This is a genomic window from Pseudomonas multiresinivorans (genome assembly GCF_012971725.1).
GTDB classification, from domain to species: domain Bacteria; phylum Pseudomonadota; class Gammaproteobacteria; order Pseudomonadales; family Pseudomonadaceae; genus Pseudomonas; species Pseudomonas multiresinivorans.
On record NZ_CP048833.1, the window covers coordinates 4,540,758 to 4,557,736 of the forward strand.

At 65.7% G+C, this 16,979-nt stretch carries 13 protein-coding genes; 8 read left to right on the forward strand and 5 right to left on the reverse strand.

The window, feature by feature from the left end; translation table 11 throughout:
* Positions 1-15 precede the first annotated feature (15 nt).
* The 7 genes from G4G71_RS20585 to G4G71_RS20615 are packed head-to-tail and all read left to right on the forward strand — an operon-like array spanning position 16 to position 7,980.
* Complete coding sequence (locus G4G71_RS20585) at positions 16-975, forward strand: AAA family ATPase (protein ID WP_038803712.1); 960 nt, start codon at positions 16-18, stop codon at positions 973-975.
* A gap of 1 nt (position 976) precedes the next feature.
* The gene (locus tag G4G71_RS20590; protein WP_169939781.1) at positions 977-1,921 is read left to right on the forward strand and encodes a DUF58 domain-containing protein; all 945 of its coding nucleotides are present in this window, start codon (positions 977-979) and stop codon (positions 1,919-1,921) included.
* The gene (locus tag G4G71_RS20595; RefSeq protein WP_169939782.1) at positions 1,918-2,415 is read left to right on the forward strand and encodes a DUF4381 domain-containing protein; all 498 of its coding nucleotides are present in this window, start codon (positions 1,918-1,920) and stop codon (positions 2,413-2,415) included. Before G4G71_RS20590 ends, G4G71_RS20595 begins: the two co-directional genes overlap by 4 nt.
* Positions 2,408-3,442 carry a vWA domain-containing protein gene (locus G4G71_RS20600; RefSeq protein ID WP_169939783.1) on the forward strand — a complete coding sequence of 345 codons (1,035 nt, stop codon included), beginning with the start codon at positions 2,408-2,410 and terminating at the stop codon, positions 3,440-3,442. The genes G4G71_RS20595 and G4G71_RS20600 overlap by 8 nt, the downstream gene beginning before the upstream one ends.
* Entirely contained in the window at positions 3,439-5,199 is a 1,761-nt protein-coding gene (locus G4G71_RS20605) for a VWA domain-containing protein (RefSeq protein WP_169939784.1), read from the forward strand. The genes G4G71_RS20600 and G4G71_RS20605 overlap by 4 nt, the downstream gene beginning before the upstream one ends.
* Positions 5,196-6,842 (forward strand): BatD family protein, encoded by a 1,647-nt coding sequence (locus G4G71_RS20610; protein WP_169939785.1) that lies wholly within the window; start codon positions 5,196-5,198, stop codon positions 6,840-6,842. The genes G4G71_RS20605 and G4G71_RS20610 overlap by 4 nt, the downstream gene beginning before the upstream one ends.
* 37 nt (positions 6,843-6,879) lie before the next feature.
* Positions 6,880-7,980, forward strand: a complete 1,101-nt coding sequence (locus G4G71_RS20615) for an alpha/beta hydrolase fold domain-containing protein (protein WP_169939786.1) — start codon at positions 6,880-6,882, stop codon at positions 7,978-7,980.
* Between the two features lie 94 nt (positions 7,981-8,074).
* On the opposite strand, the gene G4G71_RS20620 is transcribed toward G4G71_RS20615, so the two are convergent.
* The gene (locus G4G71_RS20620) at positions 8,075-8,491 is read right to left on the reverse strand and encodes a carboxymuconolactone decarboxylase family protein (protein ID WP_169939787.1); all 417 of its coding nucleotides are present in this window, start codon (positions 8,489-8,491) and stop codon (positions 8,075-8,077) included.
* Positions 8,492-8,604: 113 nt separating this feature from the next.
* On the opposite strand from G4G71_RS20620, the gene G4G71_RS20625 reads away from it, so the two are divergent.
* On the forward strand, positions 8,605-9,411 hold the full coding sequence (locus G4G71_RS20625) for a cyclase family protein (protein ID WP_169939788.1): 807 nt from the start codon (positions 8,605-8,607) through the stop codon (positions 9,409-9,411).
* Between the two features lie 135 nt (positions 9,412-9,546).
* Here G4G71_RS20625 and G4G71_RS20630 read toward each other — a convergent pair whose 3' ends face one another.
* The 4 genes from G4G71_RS20630 to G4G71_RS20645 all read right to left on the reverse strand — a co-directional run bounded on the left by G4G71_RS20630 (position 9,547) and on the right by G4G71_RS20645 (position 16,845).
* Positions 9,547-11,928 carry an efflux RND transporter permease subunit gene (locus tag G4G71_RS20630; protein ID WP_169939789.1) on the reverse strand — a complete coding sequence of 794 codons (2,382 nt, stop codon included), beginning with the start codon at positions 11,926-11,928 and terminating at the stop codon, positions 9,547-9,549.
* Positions 11,929-11,942: 14 nt separating this feature from the next.
* Positions 11,943-13,025 carry a YCF48-related protein gene (locus G4G71_RS20635; protein ID WP_169939790.1) on the reverse strand — a complete coding sequence of 361 codons (1,083 nt, stop codon included), beginning with the start codon at positions 13,023-13,025 and terminating at the stop codon, positions 11,943-11,945.
* A gap of 421 nt (positions 13,026-13,446) precedes the next feature.
* Complete coding sequence (locus tag G4G71_RS20640) at positions 13,447-14,814, reverse strand: DUF1329 domain-containing protein (RefSeq protein ID WP_169939791.1); 1,368 nt, start codon at positions 14,812-14,814, stop codon at positions 13,447-13,449.
* Between the two features lie 63 nt (positions 14,815-14,877).
* Positions 14,878-16,845 carry a DUF1302 domain-containing protein gene (locus G4G71_RS20645; RefSeq protein ID WP_169939792.1) on the reverse strand — a complete coding sequence of 656 codons (1,968 nt, stop codon included), beginning with the start codon at positions 16,843-16,845 and terminating at the stop codon, positions 14,878-14,880.
* Between the last annotated feature and the right edge of the window lie 134 nt (positions 16,846-16,979).

The following is a 16,979-nucleotide window of genomic DNA, read 5'->3' on the forward strand; positions in this document are numbered from 1 at the left end:
CAGGAAATCCACGCGATGGAACATCGTGAGTCGCTCCTTGCACTGCGCCAGTATCTCTCCAGCCAGATCCTCGGCCAGGAAAAGCTCATCGAGCGGCTGCTCATCGCCCTGATCGCCGACGGCCACCTGCTGGTGGAGGGCGCGCCGGGCCTGGCCAAGACCAAGGCGATCAAGGACCTGGCCGAAGGCCTGGAGGCCGAATTCCACCGCATCCAGTTCACCCCCGACCTGCTCCCGGCGGACATCACCGGCACCGAGATCTATCGGCCGGAGAACGGCAGCTTCGTGTTCCAGCAGGGGCCGATCTTCCACCACCTGGTGCTGGCCGACGAAATCAACCGGGCGCCGGCCAAGGTGCAGTCCGCCCTGCTCGAAGCCATGGCCGAGCGCCAGGTCAGCGTGGGCCGCAGCACTTACGACCTGCCACCGCTGTTCCTGGTGATGGCCACGCAGAACCCCATCGAGCAGGAAGGCACCTACCCGCTGCCCGAGGCCCAGCTCGACCGTTTCCTGATGCACGTGAAGATCGGTTATCCGGAAGCTTCCGTTGAGCGCCGCATCCTCCAGCAGGCCCGCGGCGAAGCGCTGAATGGCGAGACCAAGCCCGAGCGCCGGGTCACCCAGGAAGCCATCTTCGCCGCGCGCCACGAAATCCTCGGCCTGTACATGGCCGACGCCGTGGAGGAATACCTGGTGCAACTGATCATGGCCACGCGCACCCCGGCCAAGTACGACGCCGAACTGGCCGAATGGCTGTCCTACGGCGCCAGCCCGCGGGGCTCCATTGCGCTGGACCGTTGCGCGCGTGCCCACGCCTGGCTGGCTGGCCGCGACTTCGTCAGCCCTGAAGACATCCAGGCGATGCTTTTCGATGTGCTGCGCCACCGCCTGATCCTCACCTTCGAGGCGGAAGCCGCCGGGATCGACCAGGACCGCGTGGTCCAGCGCATCCTCGACGTGGTCGCCGTCGCCTGACATGCACAATGTCCTGGCGCCCGGCGTCGCGGTTTCCCTCGGCGAGCTGATCGAGATTCGTCACCGCCTGCACGAAGTCCAGCTGTTCTCCACGCCCTCGCGACGCAGCCCGCTGATCGGCCTGCACCATTCGCGCCTGCGCGGCCGTGGCGTGGACTTCGACCAGGTGCGCGTTTACCAGGCCGGCGACGACGTCCGGACCATCGACTGGCGCGTCACCGCGCGCAGCCAGGAGCCGCACACCAAACTGTTCCATGAGGAGCGCGAGCGCCCGGTGTACGTCCTGGTGGAACAGAGCGCGCGGATGTTCTTCGGCTCCGGGCAATCGTTCAAATCCGTGCTCGCCGCCCGCGCCGCGGCCTTCGTCGGCTGGGCCGCGCTGGCGCACAACGACCGTATCGGCGGGCTGGTCTTCACCGACAGCGAATGCCACGAGATCAAGCCGCGGCGCAGTAAACAGAGCCTGCTGCAGTTGTTCAACCTGATCGTGCGCGCCAACAACGCCCTGCTCGCCGGCTCCAACCTCAGCCACAATGGCGACGGCTTCGGCATGGCCCTGCGCCGCGCCCGCGAGGTGCTGCGCCCTGGCAGTCTGGTCATGGTGATGTGCGACGAGCGCGCGCTCAGCGACGTGGCCGAGCAGCAATTGTCCCTGCTGGCGCGGCACACCGACCTGGTGATGCTGCCGGTATCCGACCCGCTCGACCATGCTCTGCCCGCCGCCGGGTTGTTGAGATTCGCAGAAGGACAGGCACAGCTGGAACTGGACACCCACATCGACGAGCAACGCCTGGCTTACCGCGCCCTTGGCGAGGCCCGCCGCGAGCGCTGGCAGCGCCTTGCACTGCGCCTTGGCGTGCCGCTGCTGCCGCTGACCACCCAGGAAGAACTGGTGGAGCAGCTGCGCAACCTGCTGGAACAGCATCAGCCGGGTTATGCCAAATGAATCCCCTCGACCAACTGCAACCGCTGATCGAACCGGCGACAGTGCCCTGGTGGCCCCCGGCGCCAGGCTGGTGGCTGCTCGCCGCTCTCCTGCCCCTGCTGCTCTGGCTGCTGTGGCGCAATCGCCAGCGCTGGCTGCCCAGGCGCAAGGCCAAGGTGGTCACAGAAGCCCCGCTGGACCCGCTGCGCGAAGCCGCCCTGGAAGAACTCAAGCGCCTGCCGCGCCCCTATGACCGCGCGCCGGCCGGGCCCTGGCTGCAATCGCTCAATGGCCTGCTCAAACGCCTGTCGCGCGCCCGCTGGCCGGACAGCCACAGCCATACCCTGAGCGGCCGTGCCTGGCTGGCCTTCCTCGACACCCGTTGCCCGGCCGCCGGCCTGACCCGCTGGATGATCCTGGTGGAAGGCGGCTACCGCGCCGAGTGCAAGCTGGACGACAAGGCCATCGACGGCCTTGCCGCCGCCGTGGAAACCTGGGTGCGCAAGCATGTTTGAGTTCGCCTGGCCGTGGGTATTCCTGCTCGCCCCGCTGCCCTGGGTGATGCGCTTCATCCTGCCGCCGGCTGACAATGGCGAGGCGGCGCTCAAGGTCAGCTTCCTCAAGGAACTCGAAGGACTCGCCGGCCGCCGTGCCCGTGCGCGCCTGCCGGCCTGGCGCCAGCAGGCGCCCTTCGCCCTGCTCTGGCTCTGCCTGCTGCTGGCCGCGGCGCGCCCGCAGTGGGTCGGCGAGCCACTGCCGATCCCCGCCACCGGTCGCGACCTGCTGGTGGCGGTGGATGTCTCCGGTTCTATGGATTACGCCGACATGACCTGGGACGGCGCGGAAGTCAGCCGCCTGCATGCTGTGCAGAAACTGTTCGGTGATTTCATCGAAGGTCGCCGGGGTGACCGCGTCGGGCTGATCCTGTTCGGCACTCGCGCCTACCTGCAGGCGCCACTGACCTTCGACCGCCACACCGTGCGCATCTGGCTGGACGAAGCGCTGATCGGCATCGCCGGCAAGGACACTGCCCTGGGCGATGCCATCGGCCTGGCGGTCAAGCGCCTGCGCCAGCGCCCGGCCGAGAGCCGCGTGCTGGTGCTGATCACCGATGGCGCCAACACCGCCGGCGAGATATCCCCGCAGACCGCCGCGCGCCTGGCCGCCGAGGAACACGTGAAGGTCTACACCATCGGCATCGGCGCCGATCCCAAGCAGGGCGGCGTCGCCGGACTGTTCGGTCTCAACCCGGGGCTGGACCTGGACGAGCCGGCGCTCAAGGCCATTGCCGAAAGCACCGGCGGCGAGTACTTCCGCGCACGCAACGGCGAAGAGCTGCAACGTATCTCCGACAGCCTCGACCAGCTCGAGCCGGTGGAACAGAAGCCGACCCAGGCACGCCCGGCCATCGCGCTGTACCGCTGGCCGCTGCTGCTGGCCCTGCTGATCAGCGCAGCGCTGGTGGTGGGCACGCTGTGGCCGCCCGAGGACTGGCGCTGGCCGGCCTGGATGGCGCGCCTGCAGAAGGAGCGCCAGCCATGAGCAACCTTTGGCCGCACCTGCTGCACCCGCTGTGGCTGATCCTGCTGCCGCCGCTCGGCTGGCTGCTGTGGAAGCTCTGGCACCGTGAGCGCCGCGCCGGCCGCTGGCAGTTGCTGCTGCCCCAGGCCTTCCACCCCTGGCTGCTGGCCGGCGGCAACGGCCGTCACGAACGCCGCCCGTGGATCTACCTGGGCGTCGCCTGGCTGCTGGCGGTGCTTGCCCTGCTCGGCCCGAGCTGGCAGCAGGTGGAGCAACCGACAATGGAGCGCAGCGACCCGCTGGTGGTGGTGCTGGAGCTCACCCCACAGATGCTCGCCACCGACCTCAAGCCGACGCGCCTGGAACAGGCCCGGCGCAAGCTGCTCGACCTCCTGCAGGCGCGCAGCGACGCGCAGACCGCCATCGTCGTCTACGCCGGCAGCGCCCACACGCTCGTGCCGCTGTCCAATGACCTGGCTACCGCACGCAATCTCATCGATGCTCTCAAGCCCTCGATCATGCCCGAACCGGGCGAGCGCGCCGATCTTGCCGTGGCCCAGGCTCGCCGCCTGCTGGACAACGGCGCCGAGGGCAACGGCCGTATCCTGCTGATCACCAGCGCGCTGGACGCCCGTGAACGCCAAGGCATCCGCCAGGCACTCAAGGGCAAGGGCAAGGACCTGCTGCTGCTCGCCGTCGGCACACCCGGCGGCGCACCCATCGCCCAGGAAGACGGCACCTTCCTCAAGGACGACCAGGGCAACATCCTGGTGCCGCGCCTGGACGAAGGTTCCCTGCGCGTCTTCGCCACCGACATGGGCGGCCGCTTCCAGCGCCTGCGCGCCAGCAGCGGCGACCTGCGCTCCCTTGGTCTGCTGGACAGTACCCAGGGCCTGCAGGTGAGCGAAGAAGATGCCCTGCTACGCCTGCAGCGCTGGGCCGACCAGGGCTACTGGCTGCTGTTGCCCCTGCTCCTGCTCGCCGCCTGCGCCGGGCGGCGCGGCTGGCTGTTCAGCCTGCCGCTGTTGCTGCCGCTGCTCTGGGCGCCGCCGCAGGACGCCAATGCCTTCGAGCTGAACGATCTCTGGCTGCGCCCCGACCAGCAGGGCCAGCGCCTGCTCGACGCCGGCAAGCCGGCCGAGGCAGCCGAGCACTTCGCTGACTTCCGCTGGAAGGGTCTGGCCCTGTATCGCGCCGGCGATTATGTCGACGCCGCACAGGCCTTCGCCCAGGGCGACGAGGCCGCCGACCACTACAACCGCGGCAACGCCCTGGCGAAACAGAACGAGCTGGAAGCCGCGATCGACGCCTACGACCAGGCACTTGAGCGCAACCCCGACCTGGAGGCCGCCAAGCGCAACAAAGCCCTTCTCGAAGACCTGTTGCGCCAACGCAAGGACAATCCGCCCGGCGACGGCACCGACCAGCCCCCCGAAGAGAACCACGACGCCGGGCAGAGCAGCGACCCCCAGGCCGCCCAGCCGCAGGACCAGCAGCACGAGGAAGACAACGCCAGCGAGCGTGACTCGCAACCGGCGCCGGCGGCGAAGAACCCATCGCAGGAAGCCGACAAACCCACCGCCAGCCAGGCCGACAAGCCCGACGGCGACGTTCGCGAAGATCAGGAAACCAACCCGGAAGATGCCGGTCCACTGGGAGACGAGCGCCGTCAGGCCCTGGAACAGTGGCTGCGGCAGATTCCCGACGATCCGTCCGAACTGTTGCGCCGCAAGTTCTGGTACCAGCAACAGCAGCAGCGCCAGGAACCCAACCCATGAAAAGGCTGATCTGCCTGACCCTGCTGTGCCTCGCCGCCTTCCGCGCCGAGGCCAGCTTCACCGCCAGCGTCGACCGTGCGCGCCTGAACCAGGGCGAGAGCGTCGAGCTGACGCTAGAGTCCGATGACCCGACGCTGTTCGGCAAACCCGACCTGAAACCGCTGGACGAGCACTTCGTGGTCCTGGGCACCCGCCAGGTCAACCGCCTCACCACGCTCAACGGCAAGGCCCAGGCCACCACGCGCTGGATCATCACCCTGCAGCCACGCAGCGAAGGCAAGGTGGAAATCCCGCCGATCCACCTGGGCGGCAACGCCAGCGAGCCGATCAGCCTCGATGTGCTCAAGGCCGAAGACAGCGCCGAGGGACAGAAGCTCGCGCCGGTGTTCATCGACGCCAGTGTCGATCGCGAGGAAAGCTGGGTGCAGGCCCAGGTCATCCTCACCCTGCGCATCTACCACTCGGTGTCGCTGTACGACGACAGCAGCCTCAGCCCGCTGCGCATGAACGACGCCCGCGTCGAACAACTGGGCGAGCCGCGCACCTACGAGAAGGACATCAACGGCGTTCGCCATGGTGTGATCGAAGTGCGCTACGCGATCTTCCCGCAGAAGAGCGGCACCCTGGATATCCCCGGCCAGACCTTCAAGGCCACGCAGGTGGCCCAGCGCCGCAACGACGATGACTACAACCCGTTCGGCCCGCAGCCGGGCAAGCAGGTGCTGGTTACCTCGCCGAGCATTCCGCTGCAGATCGACCCCAAGCCCGCCGACTACCCGAAGGACGCACCCTGGCTGCCGGCACGCTCGCTCAGCCTGAGCGAGACCTGGAGCCCGCAGCCCGAGGAAGCCAAGGCCGGCGAATCGCTGACCCGTAACATCATGCTGCGCGTGGATGGCCTGTCCGGCGCCCAGTTGCCGCCGCTGCCGGTCACCCTGCCCGAAGGCCTGCGCCATTACCCGGACCAGCCGCAGCTGGCCAACGAAAGCAGTGACCAGGGCATGATCGGCAGCCGCGAGGAACGCGAAGCGCTGATCGCCGACAAGGCCGGCCCGGTCGAGCTGCCGCCGGTGGAAGTGGTCTGGTGGAATACCCAGGAGCGCCGGGTCGAGCGCACCAGCCTGCCGGCGCGCACGCTGCAAGTCGCCGCCAATGCGCAACTGGAAGAACACACCGAGGCCCCCGCTGCCCCCAGCGAAGCAGCAGTCAGCGACATGCTGCTCTGGCCCTGGCAGCTCGCGTGCGCACTGCTCAGCCTGACCACCCTGCTCGGCTTTGGCCTGTGGTGGCGCGCCCGCAGCCAGCCGGCGGTCATTCGCGTGGCGCAGGCCGGCCCGAGTACCCGCACGCTGCTCGATGAACTGCGCCGCGCCTGCCAGGCCAACGACTCCCATGCCACCCGCCAGGCGCTGGACGCCTGGGCCCGGCAACAACCGGAAACCCTGGCCGACATGGCAGCGCGCTTCGTGCCGTTGTCCGATGCGCTGGATGGCCTCAACGGTGCGCTCTACAGCGACAGCGAAGGCGGACGCAACTGGCAGGGCGAAGACCTCTGGCGCGCCATCCGCACCCTTCCCGGTGCCGACCCGGACGCACCGCCGGCGCCGGAGGCCAGCAGCCTGCCGCCGCTCTATCCACGCTGACGGCTATGCTGGTGGCATCCCCGCCAGAGGTGCGTCCATGCCCGCCCACCGGCTGATTCCGGCGCTGGCCGCCGGCCTGCTGCTGATCTGCAACCTCCTCGCGGCCGGCCCGTTGAAGGCAGCCGAGGCCCTGCCACCGACCCAGCCGTTGCAGGGCCCCGGCGGCTCGCACTATGCCCATGCCGACGTGCGCCAGTGGCACTTCTCGGCCGATGACAACGAATACTGGGTGTTCACTCCGGAGCGCCCAGCCCCCGCCAGCGCGCCGGTGGTGGTCTTCACCCACGGCTGGAGCGTCATGCAGCCGGACCTCTACCGCGCCTGGATCGAGCACATCGTCCGGCGTGGCGCCATTCTCATCTACCCGCGCTACCAGGCGACGCTGAAGACGCCAGCGGCGGAGTTCCTGCCCAACGCAGCCGACTCCGTGCGCCGCGCCATCGCCGATCTGCAGGCGGGCAAGCTGGGAGTGAAGCCGGAGCTGGAGCACGTCGCCTACGTCGGCCATTCGGCAGGCGGCCTGATCGCCAGCGGGCTCGCCGCCTCCTGGCAACGGCTGGGCATTCCGCAGCCGCGAGCGCTCATGGCGGTTGAGCCGGGCAAGAGCAGTGGTCCGCGCTGGCGGCAGGTCCCGCTGGAGCCGCTGGCGAACATTCTCGCCGGTACCTTGCTGTTGGCAGTGTGCGGCGACGAGGACGAGCGTGTCGCCTGCGATGACGCGCAGCGCATCTATGCGGAAAGCACCCAGATCGAGCCCCGCAACAAGGACCTGCTCCTGCTGCGCAGCGACCGCCACGGCAGCCCGCCGCTGCTGGCCAACCACGCAGCGCCGACCGCACCGCGCTTCGATCCGCGCTACCCGCCCAGCGACTCTTCCAGCTGGTTGCTCAACCGCGTGCAGGAGCGTGTGAAGCAGCGTCTGAAACAAGGGCAACCCTCGGCGCACAATGCCCTGGCGACCGATGCGATGGACTGGTTCGGGCCGTGGAAGCTGTTCGATGCACTGTGCGATGCAGCCTTCTACGGCCAGGACCGCGATTACGCGCTGGGTGGTGGGCCGGCGCAGCTGTCCATGGGGCGCTGGAGCGACGGGACGCCAGTGAAGGCGATGCAGCGGTTGTCGGCACCAGCCCCCTGAGCATCCGGCGCCGGCCCGGGTTCGCGAGCAAGCTCGCTCCTACAGGGACGCGCCGGTGCGTTTTTTGTAGGAGCGAGCTTGCTCGCGAACAGTCTCAACCGCCGCTGTGCTCCATCACCGCCCCCTTGAACACATCGTCCAGCGGCACCTGGTAGCCGATTGCAAGACGGTTGGTCTCGTTGGCCATGGCCACCACAGCCATCAGCTCGCCGAGCATGGCATCGTCCATCCCCGCCTTGCGCGCCGCCGCGCCGTGGGAGCCGATGCAGTAGTTGCAGTTGTTGGTGACGCTCACGGCGACGTAGATCAGCTCCTTTACCAGCGGGTCCAACTGCCCCGGCCCCATGACTTGCTTGAGGCTTTCCCAGGTGCGCTTGAGGGTCTGCGGGTGGTTGGCCAGGGCCTTCCAGAAGTTGTTCACCCAGTCGATCCTGCGGGTCGCCATGATGTCGTCGTAGACAGCGCGGACTTCAGGGCTGGCGTCGGCGTACTCGATCAGTTGGAAGGACATGATTACCCCTACAAGTTTTGGAATAAGAAAAGCAGAATTCAGAATTGGATGATTGGACAAGCGATGGAGAAAGATAAGGCGTTCCCTCCCATCCCCGTCAAGGAATCAGACCCATGCAACGCCGCCCCGCCCTGCTCTTCGCCGTCGCCCTGCTACCGTTTCTCGTCCAGTCGGCTCAGGCCGCCCAGCCGGGCCTGTGGGATACCTACGCCAGCCTCAAGCAGCACGACTGGGTCGACCTGACCCACGCGTTCGACAGCAATACACCGCACTGGAAAGGCTTCGAGCCCATGGGTCGCAAGACGCTCTACACCGTGGACAAGGACGGTTTCCAGGTGGAGCTGTACAGCCACGTTGGCCAGTGGGGCACCCACGTCGACCCGCCGGTGCACTTCCACAAGGGCCTGCGCAGCGTCGATCAACTCGACGTGAAGGAGCAGTTCCTGCCGCTGGTGGTGTTCGATATCCACGAGCAGGTGGCGAAGAATCCCGACTACGTACTGACCCTGGCCGATGTGAAGGCCTGGGAAGCCAGGCATGGTGCGGTACCGGAAGGCTCCTTCGCGGCGTTGCGTACCGACTGGTCCCGGCGCTGGCCGGACCAGGCGAAGATGCAGAACCAGGACGCCAAGGGTGTCGCGCACTATCCGGGCTGGAGCAAGGAGGCGCTGGTGTACCTCTACGAGACGCGCAAGATCACCGCGTCCGGCCACGAGACCACCGACACCGATCCGGGTATCGCCACCAGCAAGGACGACTACTCGCTGGAGTCGTACATCCTGGGCACCAACCACTACCAGATCGAACTGCTCTCCAACCTCGACAAGGTGCCTGAGGCCGGCGCGCTGGCGGTGGTGAGTTTCCCGAAGATTGCCGAGGGCACGGGCTTCCCGGCGCGGGTGTTTGCCATCCTGCCGTAATCCGTCCTGCCTGTAGGAGCGAGCTTGCTCGCGAACAGCCTCGTCGCGGGAGTTGATTCGCGAGCAAGCTCGCTCCTACGAAGAGCATAAAAAAAAGCGGCCCGAGGGCCGCGTTTTTTATTGCTCGAGCGTCGATCAGTGAACCAGGATCGAAGCCTTCTTCTGACGCACCTTCTCCGGATTGATCAGGAAGCGTGCCAGCGCCGGCAGCAGCCAGAGGGCGCCGAACATGTTCCAGAGGAGCATGAAGGTCAGCATCAGGCCCATGTCAGCCTGGAACTTGATCGCCGAGAAGATCCAGGTGGCGACGCCGATGGCCAGGCAAAGGCCGGTGAACAGCACCGCTTTACCGGTGGACTTCAGGGTCTCGTAGTAGGCTTCCTGCAGGGACAGGCCCTGGCGCAGGAAAGACTCCAGGCGGGTGTAGATGTAGATGCCGTAGTCCACGCCGATACCCACGCCCAGTGCAATCACCGGCAGGGTCGCTACCTTCACGCCGATGCCCAGGGTGGCCATCAGCGCGTTGCCCAGCACCGAGGTGAGGATCAGCGGCAGCACGATGCACAGGGTCGCGGCGAAGGAACGGAAGGTGATCAGGCACATCAGCGCAACGCAGATGTACACCAGGATCAGGATGGTCAGTTCCGAGTGTTTGATCACGTCGTTGGTGGCGGCCTCGATACCGGCGTTACCGGCGGCGAGCTTGAACTTCAGGTCATCCTTCTCGTTGGCCTTGGCGAATTCCTGAACGACAGCCACGGCGCGATCGAGGGTCTCGGCCTTGTGGTCGTTGAGGAACACCAGCAGGGGCGCCAGCGAGCAGTTGCTGTTGAACAGGCCTTCGGCGCGGCTGATGGAGTTGTTCAGCACGTCCTGGTTGCGCGACAGCGACTCCCACTTCAGGTTGCCTTCGTTCATGCCCTTGATCATCTGCTTGGAGACGGTGACCAGGGAAATGGCCGACTGCACGCCCTGGGTGTTCTCCAGGCGCCAGGCCAGCTCGTCGATGGCGGACAGGGTCTTGTGGGTGGAACAGCCTTCGGCCTCGGACGCCACCATCACCACCAGCACGTCGGAGCTGGTCGAGTAGTTGCGGATGATGAAGTCGTTGTCCAGGTTGTAGCGCGAGTCCGGACGCAGCTCCGGTGCGCCCTGGTCGAGGTCGCCGATCTTCAGGTGATGCCCCTGCCACATGCCGCCGGCGAACATCGCCAGGGCGATGACCACGGAGATCGGCGCCACGGACGGGCTGGCGAAGTTGGACAGCGCGCGCCAGAAGGGATGGTCGCGCACGGCGTCTTCCTTGCTGCGCTGCACCGCCTTCTTGCTGATGCCGATGTAGGAGATGGCGACCGGCAGCAGGATCAGGTTGGTGAACACGATCACCGCCACGCCGATGGACGCGCCGATGGCCAGCTCGCGGATCACGCCGATGTCGATCACCAGCAGGGTGATGAAGCCGACGGCGTCCGCGAGGATGGCGATCATGCCCGGCAGGAACAGCTGGCGGAAGGTGCGGCGGGCGGCCAGCAGCGGGGTTTCCGCGTCACTGGACTGCAGGGCGATACCGTTGATCTTCTGCACGCCGTGGGAAATACCGATGGCGAAGATCAGGAACGGCACCAGCATCGAGTACGGGTCCAGCCCGAAGCCGATGATGTGCAGCAGGCCCAGTTGCCAGATCACCGCCACCAGGGTGGTGGACAGCACGGCGATGGTGGAGCGCACGCACTTGGTGAACCACAGCAGCAGCACCAGGGTGATGACGAAGCAGATGCCGAAGAAGCCGACCACCATCAGCAGGCCGTCGATCAGGTCACCGACCTTCTTGGCGAAGCCGGTGATGTGGATCTTCACGTTGGGGTTCTGCAGCTGGTACTTGTCGCGGATCTTCTCTTCCAGCTCATGGGAGAACTGGCGGTAGTCTAGCTTCATCAGCTTGCCCTGGTCCTTCGGGTCCGGGTAGACCTCCAGCAGCGGCACGTCGACGATGCTCGACTTGAAGTTGTTGGCCACCAGGCGGCCGATCTGGCCGGACTTGAGCACGTTGTTGCGCAGCAGGTCCAGGGCCTTGGCGGAACCGTCGTAGGTCTGCGGGATCACTTCGCCGCCGGCGAAGCCTTCCTCGGTCACTTCGGTCCAGCGTACGCTCGGGCTCCACAGCGACTTCATGCCGGAGCGGTCGACGCCCGGGATGTAGAACACCTCGTCATGGATCTGCCGCAGCGTCTCCATGTACTCCTTGGTGAAGATGTCGCCGTTCACCGCTTCCACCGAGATGCGCACGGTGTTGCCGAGGTTGGCCAGGTCGTTGCGGTGCTCCAGCATGTTCTGGATGAACGGATGCTGCAGCGGGATCATCTTCTCGAAGCTGGTGGACGGGCGAACTTGCGTGGCCGACCAGCCGAGGAAGATGGTCACCAGCAGGCACGTGATGATCACGAACGGCCGGTGGGTGAAGATGATGCGTTCCAGGAAAGTCGCCTTGTCCTGTTGATGCTTGTTCAGAGCGTTCATTGCGGCTCCCCGGCTTATTGTTGTTCTGTCAGCTCGGCGCCGGTCGCCGAAGCCAGGTGGATACCGCCCTGGCCGACCAGCACCAGGTTGCCATTGCCGGCCGCGCTCACGCCCGCGAGGGACAGGCGATCCGGACGGTTGACGACGCTGAAGCTGACGCCGTCGTCCTTGCTCTCCAGCACGCTGCCGCCGTGGCCGACGACGACGATGGTGCCGTCATCGAGCAGGCTGCCTTCGGAGAGGCCGAACTCCAGCTCGCCGCCGTTGGCGGTGGGCAGGCTGACCTGTTGCCAGGTGCTGCCGAAATCGGTGGAGCGGAACAGGTGGCCACGCAGGCCATAGGCGAGGACGGTGCCTGCCTGGGTGGTGCCGGTGGCGCCGAACAACGAACCCTCGTAGGGGCCCTGGAGTTTTTCCCAGGTCTCGCCCCAGTCCTTGGAGCGGAACATGCTGCCCGCCTCGCCGACCACGAACAGGCCGGAATCCTTCACCGCCGTGATGGCGTTGAGGTGGTACTGGTCTTCGTTGTCCAGGCGATCGCTGACGTCTTCCCAGCTCTTGCCGCCATCGGTGGTTTCCAGCAGCGCGCCATAGGCGCCCACGGCCACACCGTGGTTCTCGTCCTGGAACCAGATATCCAGCAGCGGCGCTTCGCGCTTGAGGTCCTCGAACTGGCGCACCCAGGTGGTGCCGCCATCGGTGGTGGCCAGGACCTGGGCGTCATGGCCGACGGCCCAGCCCTTCTTGTCGTTGACGAAGAACACCGAGGTCAGCAGCTGGCGGGTCGGCACGGTGGCCTGGGTCCAGCTCTTGCCGGCGTCGTCGGAATAGAGGATGTGCCCGTGGTCCCCCACCGCGACTAGCCGCTTGCCGGCATGGGCGATGCTCAGCAGCAGGCTGCTGGAGGCCTTGGCGGACATGATCGAGTTGGCATCGCTGGCGGCATCCGTTGCGGCAACGGCATGCAGCGGAGCCAGGGACATCATCAGGAAGGAAAACGCGCCGAGCAGGGAAATCGACTTGCGCGACATCGGGAAGGAGCTTCGCACTCCCGATACGGGCTGCTCGCTCGAAGTGCGCCACAGGGGCTCACGCATATGCCTTTACCTCTTTTTCTTATGCAGGCGGTATGTAGTTTGGAGCTATATAGCCAGCCTTTTCCGAGGCTGACAATTAACGGCACGTTATCTTTTGTTAAGCCCGGAGCGCCTCACTCGAAAGGATGAGTGCATTTGGCCACCTCATCCGAAAGGCGCGCTGCTGGGGGCTTCCAGCGGGTGGAGCGGTAACACTTTTACTCCCTCACGCTTTCACGCAGGCATAAAAAAGCCCCGCCAAGGCGGGGCTCTTCCTGTAGGAGCGAGCTTGCTCGCGAACCCGCCCAGCCCCAGCGCTGCCGGTTGATGCGTTCGCGAGCAAGGACTGGGCGTCCCCCTCGGTCCTACAGGTCCTGGCGTTTTTTCTGTCACCAATGAAAAAACCCGCCGAAGGGCGGGCTCTTTCAGGCATGACACGAACTCAACGAGTGCCGCGGCGACGCAGTGCGGACGGGCTGAAGTAAGAGTCGTCCGGTACGGCCTGACTGAAGTCGATGGTGGTCGGCTCTTCGTTGTCCAGGTTCTGTACGTGGTAGCGACGGGCCTGCAGGTCGTGGAAGGTATCCAGAGCGGTCCAGGTGGTGGGCAGCTCGTAGTAGTTCTTCAGGTAGGCCAGCGACACGCGCCACAGCTCACCACGGCCGTCGTACTGATCCACTTCGGCGGCGCCCCAGCTGTCTTCGTCCAGGAACAGCACGCGCTTGGAGTAGATGTGGCGCGAGCCCGGCTTCAGGGTGCCCTCGACGACCCACACGCGGTGCAGTTCATAGCGGGTGTATTTCGGGTTCAGGTGGCTGGGGGTCAGCAGATCCTTGTACTTAACCTCAGGGCTGGAAACCTTGTAGTTGTTGTACGGGATGTACATTTCCTTCTTGCCGATCAGCTTCCAGTCGTAGCGATCCGGCGAGCCGTTGAACATGTCGGTGTCGTCGGCGGTACGCAGGCCGTCGGCAGCAGCGATCGGCGTGTCGTAGGCCAGGTTCGGCGCACGACGCACGCGGCGCTGGCCGGCGTTGTAGCCCCAGGCCTGACGCGGCTCCTTGACCTGATCGAGGGTCTCGTGGACCAGTGCGGCACCGCCGGCCAGGCGAGCCGGGCTCTTGGTGAACGACAGGTAGTAGAACAGCAGGTTGTTCAGGTTCGAGAAGCTGTTGCCCTGGATGTAGTACTTGAACAGCGCTTCCTGCTGCGAGGTCACCAGCGAGTAGTCGCCGTTGCGCTGCACCGCCACTTCGGAGGCGCGACGCACGATGTAGGTACCACGGTAGCGGGCGATGTGGTTCCACACCGCTTCCACACCGCTCTGCGGGATCGGGAACGGCACGCCGCCAAAGGCATCGACGAAACCGTTGCCGCCCTCGGCCAGCTTGGCGCTGGTGGCGTTCTTCAGGGTGTTGCCATAGACCCACTGCGGCGCCGAACCACTGCGGCGGCTCGGGTACACCGGCATCTGGAAGGTGTCTGGGTAGGTGGCGAACAGAGCCAGGGTGCCGGGGGTCAGGTTGGCCTTGTACTGGTCCAGGTTCGCCTTGGTGATGGTGTACAGCGGCTTGTCGGCAGCGAACGGGTCGATATGGTGCTGGCCCGGTTTGTAGCCGGCCGGGGCCTGGGTGATGCCGCCGGTCCAGGCGGGAATGGTGCCGGCGGCGTTGCCGGCCTTCTCCGCGCCCATCGGGGTCAGGGTCGATTGCAGCTTGGCCGCATCCTGCGGGGAAACCGCCGCCAGGGCGCTGCCGGCGGACAGGGCCAGGGCCACTGCGGCGCCGACCAGGGTACGCATGTTGCGCATGTTGCTTCTCCGTGAGGCGCGTGCGGCGGGTACTACTGAATCCCGCCGCACGCTTGTCGTTATTTAGAAGGAGTACTTGACGTTGAAGCCGACGTTGTCGCGGTCGCGGCCGGCGTTGTTCTGCCCGGCGCCGTAGAACTCGGTGTACTGCAGTTCCGCTTCCAGGGCGTTCAGGTAGGTCGCCTTGACGCCCAGGGTGTAGGCCTTGCGGCCTTCGATGAAGTTGCCGGTCTGGTAGGAGTTGCCTTCGAAGTCGTCCTTGTAGACGGCATAGGGCGAGACGTTCACGCCGGCAAACACGTCGTTCCAGGTACCCGAGAGCAGCAGGGTGTAGCCGTAGGCGTTCTTGTTCACCTGATCATCACGGTCGTAGCCGGAGATGTAGGCGCCGTTGCCACGGCCGGAGTAGTAGCGGGTGCTGCCGTCATACGCGGTGTACTGCAGATCGCTGCCGCGCAGGTGTTCGGAAGCCAGTTCCGCCACGCCCATCAGCGAGTCGAAGGACAGCGACGGGCCGAAGTTGTAGATGGTGCCCAGCGAGGTGTTGAAGGCCTCGACGCGCTCGTAGTTGTGGATCTGGTCGCGAATCGAGACGTCACCACCACCGATGTTCACAGTCTTGCCGCTGGCCAGCGCCGGGGCCTGGACCAGCAGGTCGCCGAGCAGGTCGTTGGTGGTGGCGATGCCGATCGGCAGGTTCGGGCGGTAGGCCAGCTCACCGAACACCGAGGCGTCGCCTACGGTGGTGTTGAAGCTGAAGCCGTACATGCGGATGTTTTCCACATATTCACGGCGGGCGTTGACCTGGTTGGCGACGTCCACGGAGGTCGCGCCGTTCACCAGGCTCAGCACCTGGCCGGCCAGGGCGTTGCCGCTGCCTGCGGCGCTCACCAGCTGGTCGTAGGAGGTGAAGCCACCGACGCCGGCGAGCTGGTCGAGATCCACGCCAGCGTAGTCGCTGTTCAGGTCGGCGTAGATGGTCGGCTCTTTGGAGTGGTAGTTGACGAAGTAGAAGCCGAACTCGGTGGAGTTCAGTTCTTCAGCCACGTAGTGGAAGGCCACACCGAACTGACCATCGTTCTTGGCGTTGATGTCCTTGCCGACGTTGGCGACTTTGAACACACCGTTGGAATCCAGGTACTGGGTACCCTGCAGACCGCCTACGTGGGCAGCGGACAGTTGCGGGTAGAGGCTCTGGAACAGCGGATTGGAAAGCGCGCCGACCGTGGTGTAGGCAGTGTTGCCGCCATCGGCGAACAGGTCGGTCTCGGAGAAGAAGGTGCCGACCGGGTCGATGCGGGTCTCTTTCCAGTTCCACTGGTAGAAGGTGTCCATCGACAGGTTGTCGGTCAGGCCGATGTTGAAGCTCACGGCTTCGACAGGCATCAGCACTTCCTTCAGCTCGGAGCCCGGCAGGCGGAATTTGGCGGCGTCCACCGGGTTGGTGGTGTTCACACCACCACGGTAAAAGATGCCCTCGCCCCAGTTGAATACCTGGCGGCCCAAACGCGCGGTCAGCGGGTGATCGGCCACGTCCCAGTTGCCGTAGACGTAGGCATCGAGGATCTCGGCGCGGTTGCCGGAAGCATCGCGGGTCTCGCTGGTGAAGCGGTCGCTGTTCGGATAGGTCTGGCTCGGCTGCGCCGGATGGTTGTTGTCGTAGTAGTCGTTGCGCTTGTCCATGATCTGGGTGTCATAGAAAGCCGAGCCGCGTACGAACAGGCCGTAGTTCTTGTAAGTCGCTTCCAGGTCGGAAGTGATCTTGTACACCTCGGAAACCAGGCCAGTGTTGAAGTTGCGGTTGCCGTCGTTACCGTTGATGTCGTTGTTGGTCTTGTCCTGGCCCTGCACGCGCCACAGCGCGCCGTAGGACACGGTGCTGTCCAGCGAGCCGGTGACTTCGTTGTCGAGGAAGCTGAACTCGACCGCCGCTGCCTGGGCAGACATCAGCAGGGGCAGGATGCCGGCCAGGGCGAAACCGGCACGAGCAGGCGCATAACGCAAGACGGGCTTGCGAACTGGGATTTCCATTAGGACTCACTCCATGGACTGATCATTCTTTAGCGGCGCCGCCAGTGCGCGGTACGCCTTGTCAGCCGTTATTCCACGGCCTTGTTGTCGTCGATCTGAAGGAAACTCCCCCAAGGTGCTCGACACGCCCCCCG

Bases quoted from the DNA above. Each gene is read 5' to 3' on its own strand.
- G4G71_RS20585 (WP_038803712.1), top strand. From the start codon at position 16: ATGGAACATCGTGAGTCGCTCCTTGCACTGCGCCAGTATCTCTCCAGC.
- G4G71_RS20590 (WP_169939781.1), top strand. From the start codon at position 977: ATGCACAATGTCCTGGCGCCCGGCGTCGCGGTTTCCCTCGGCGAGCTG.
- G4G71_RS20595 (WP_169939782.1), top strand. From the start codon at position 1,918: ATGAATCCCCTCGACCAACTGCAACCGCTGATCGAACCGGCGACAGTG.
- G4G71_RS20600 (WP_169939783.1), top strand. From the start codon at position 2,408: ATGTTTGAGTTCGCCTGGCCGTGGGTATTCCTGCTCGCCCCGCTGCCC.
- G4G71_RS20605 (WP_169939784.1), top strand. From the start codon at position 3,439: ATGAGCAACCTTTGGCCGCACCTGCTGCACCCGCTGTGGCTGATCCTG.
- G4G71_RS20610 (WP_169939785.1), top strand. From the start codon at position 5,196: ATGAAAAGGCTGATCTGCCTGACCCTGCTGTGCCTCGCCGCCTTCCGC.
- G4G71_RS20615 (WP_169939786.1), top strand. From the start codon at position 6,880: ATGCCCGCCCACCGGCTGATTCCGGCGCTGGCCGCCGGCCTGCTGCTG.
- G4G71_RS20620 (WP_169939787.1), bottom strand. From the start codon at position 8,491: ATGTCCTTCCAACTGATCGAGTACGCCGACGCCAGCCCTGAAGTCCGC.
- G4G71_RS20625 (WP_169939788.1), top strand. From the start codon at position 8,605: ATGCAACGCCGCCCCGCCCTGCTCTTCGCCGTCGCCCTGCTACCGTTT.
- G4G71_RS20630 (WP_169939789.1), bottom strand. From the start codon at position 11,928: ATGAACGCTCTGAACAAGCATCAACAGGACAAGGCGACTTTCCTGGAA.
- G4G71_RS20635 (WP_169939790.1), bottom strand. From the start codon at position 13,025: ATGCGTGAGCCCCTGTGGCGCACTTCGAGCGAGCAGCCCGTATCGGGA.
- G4G71_RS20640 (WP_169939791.1), bottom strand. From the start codon at position 14,814: ATGCGCAACATGCGTACCCTGGTCGGCGCCGCAGTGGCCCTGGCCCTG.
- G4G71_RS20645 (WP_169939792.1), bottom strand. From the start codon at position 16,845: ATGGAAATCCCAGTTCGCAAGCCCGTCTTGCGTTATGCGCCTGCTCGT.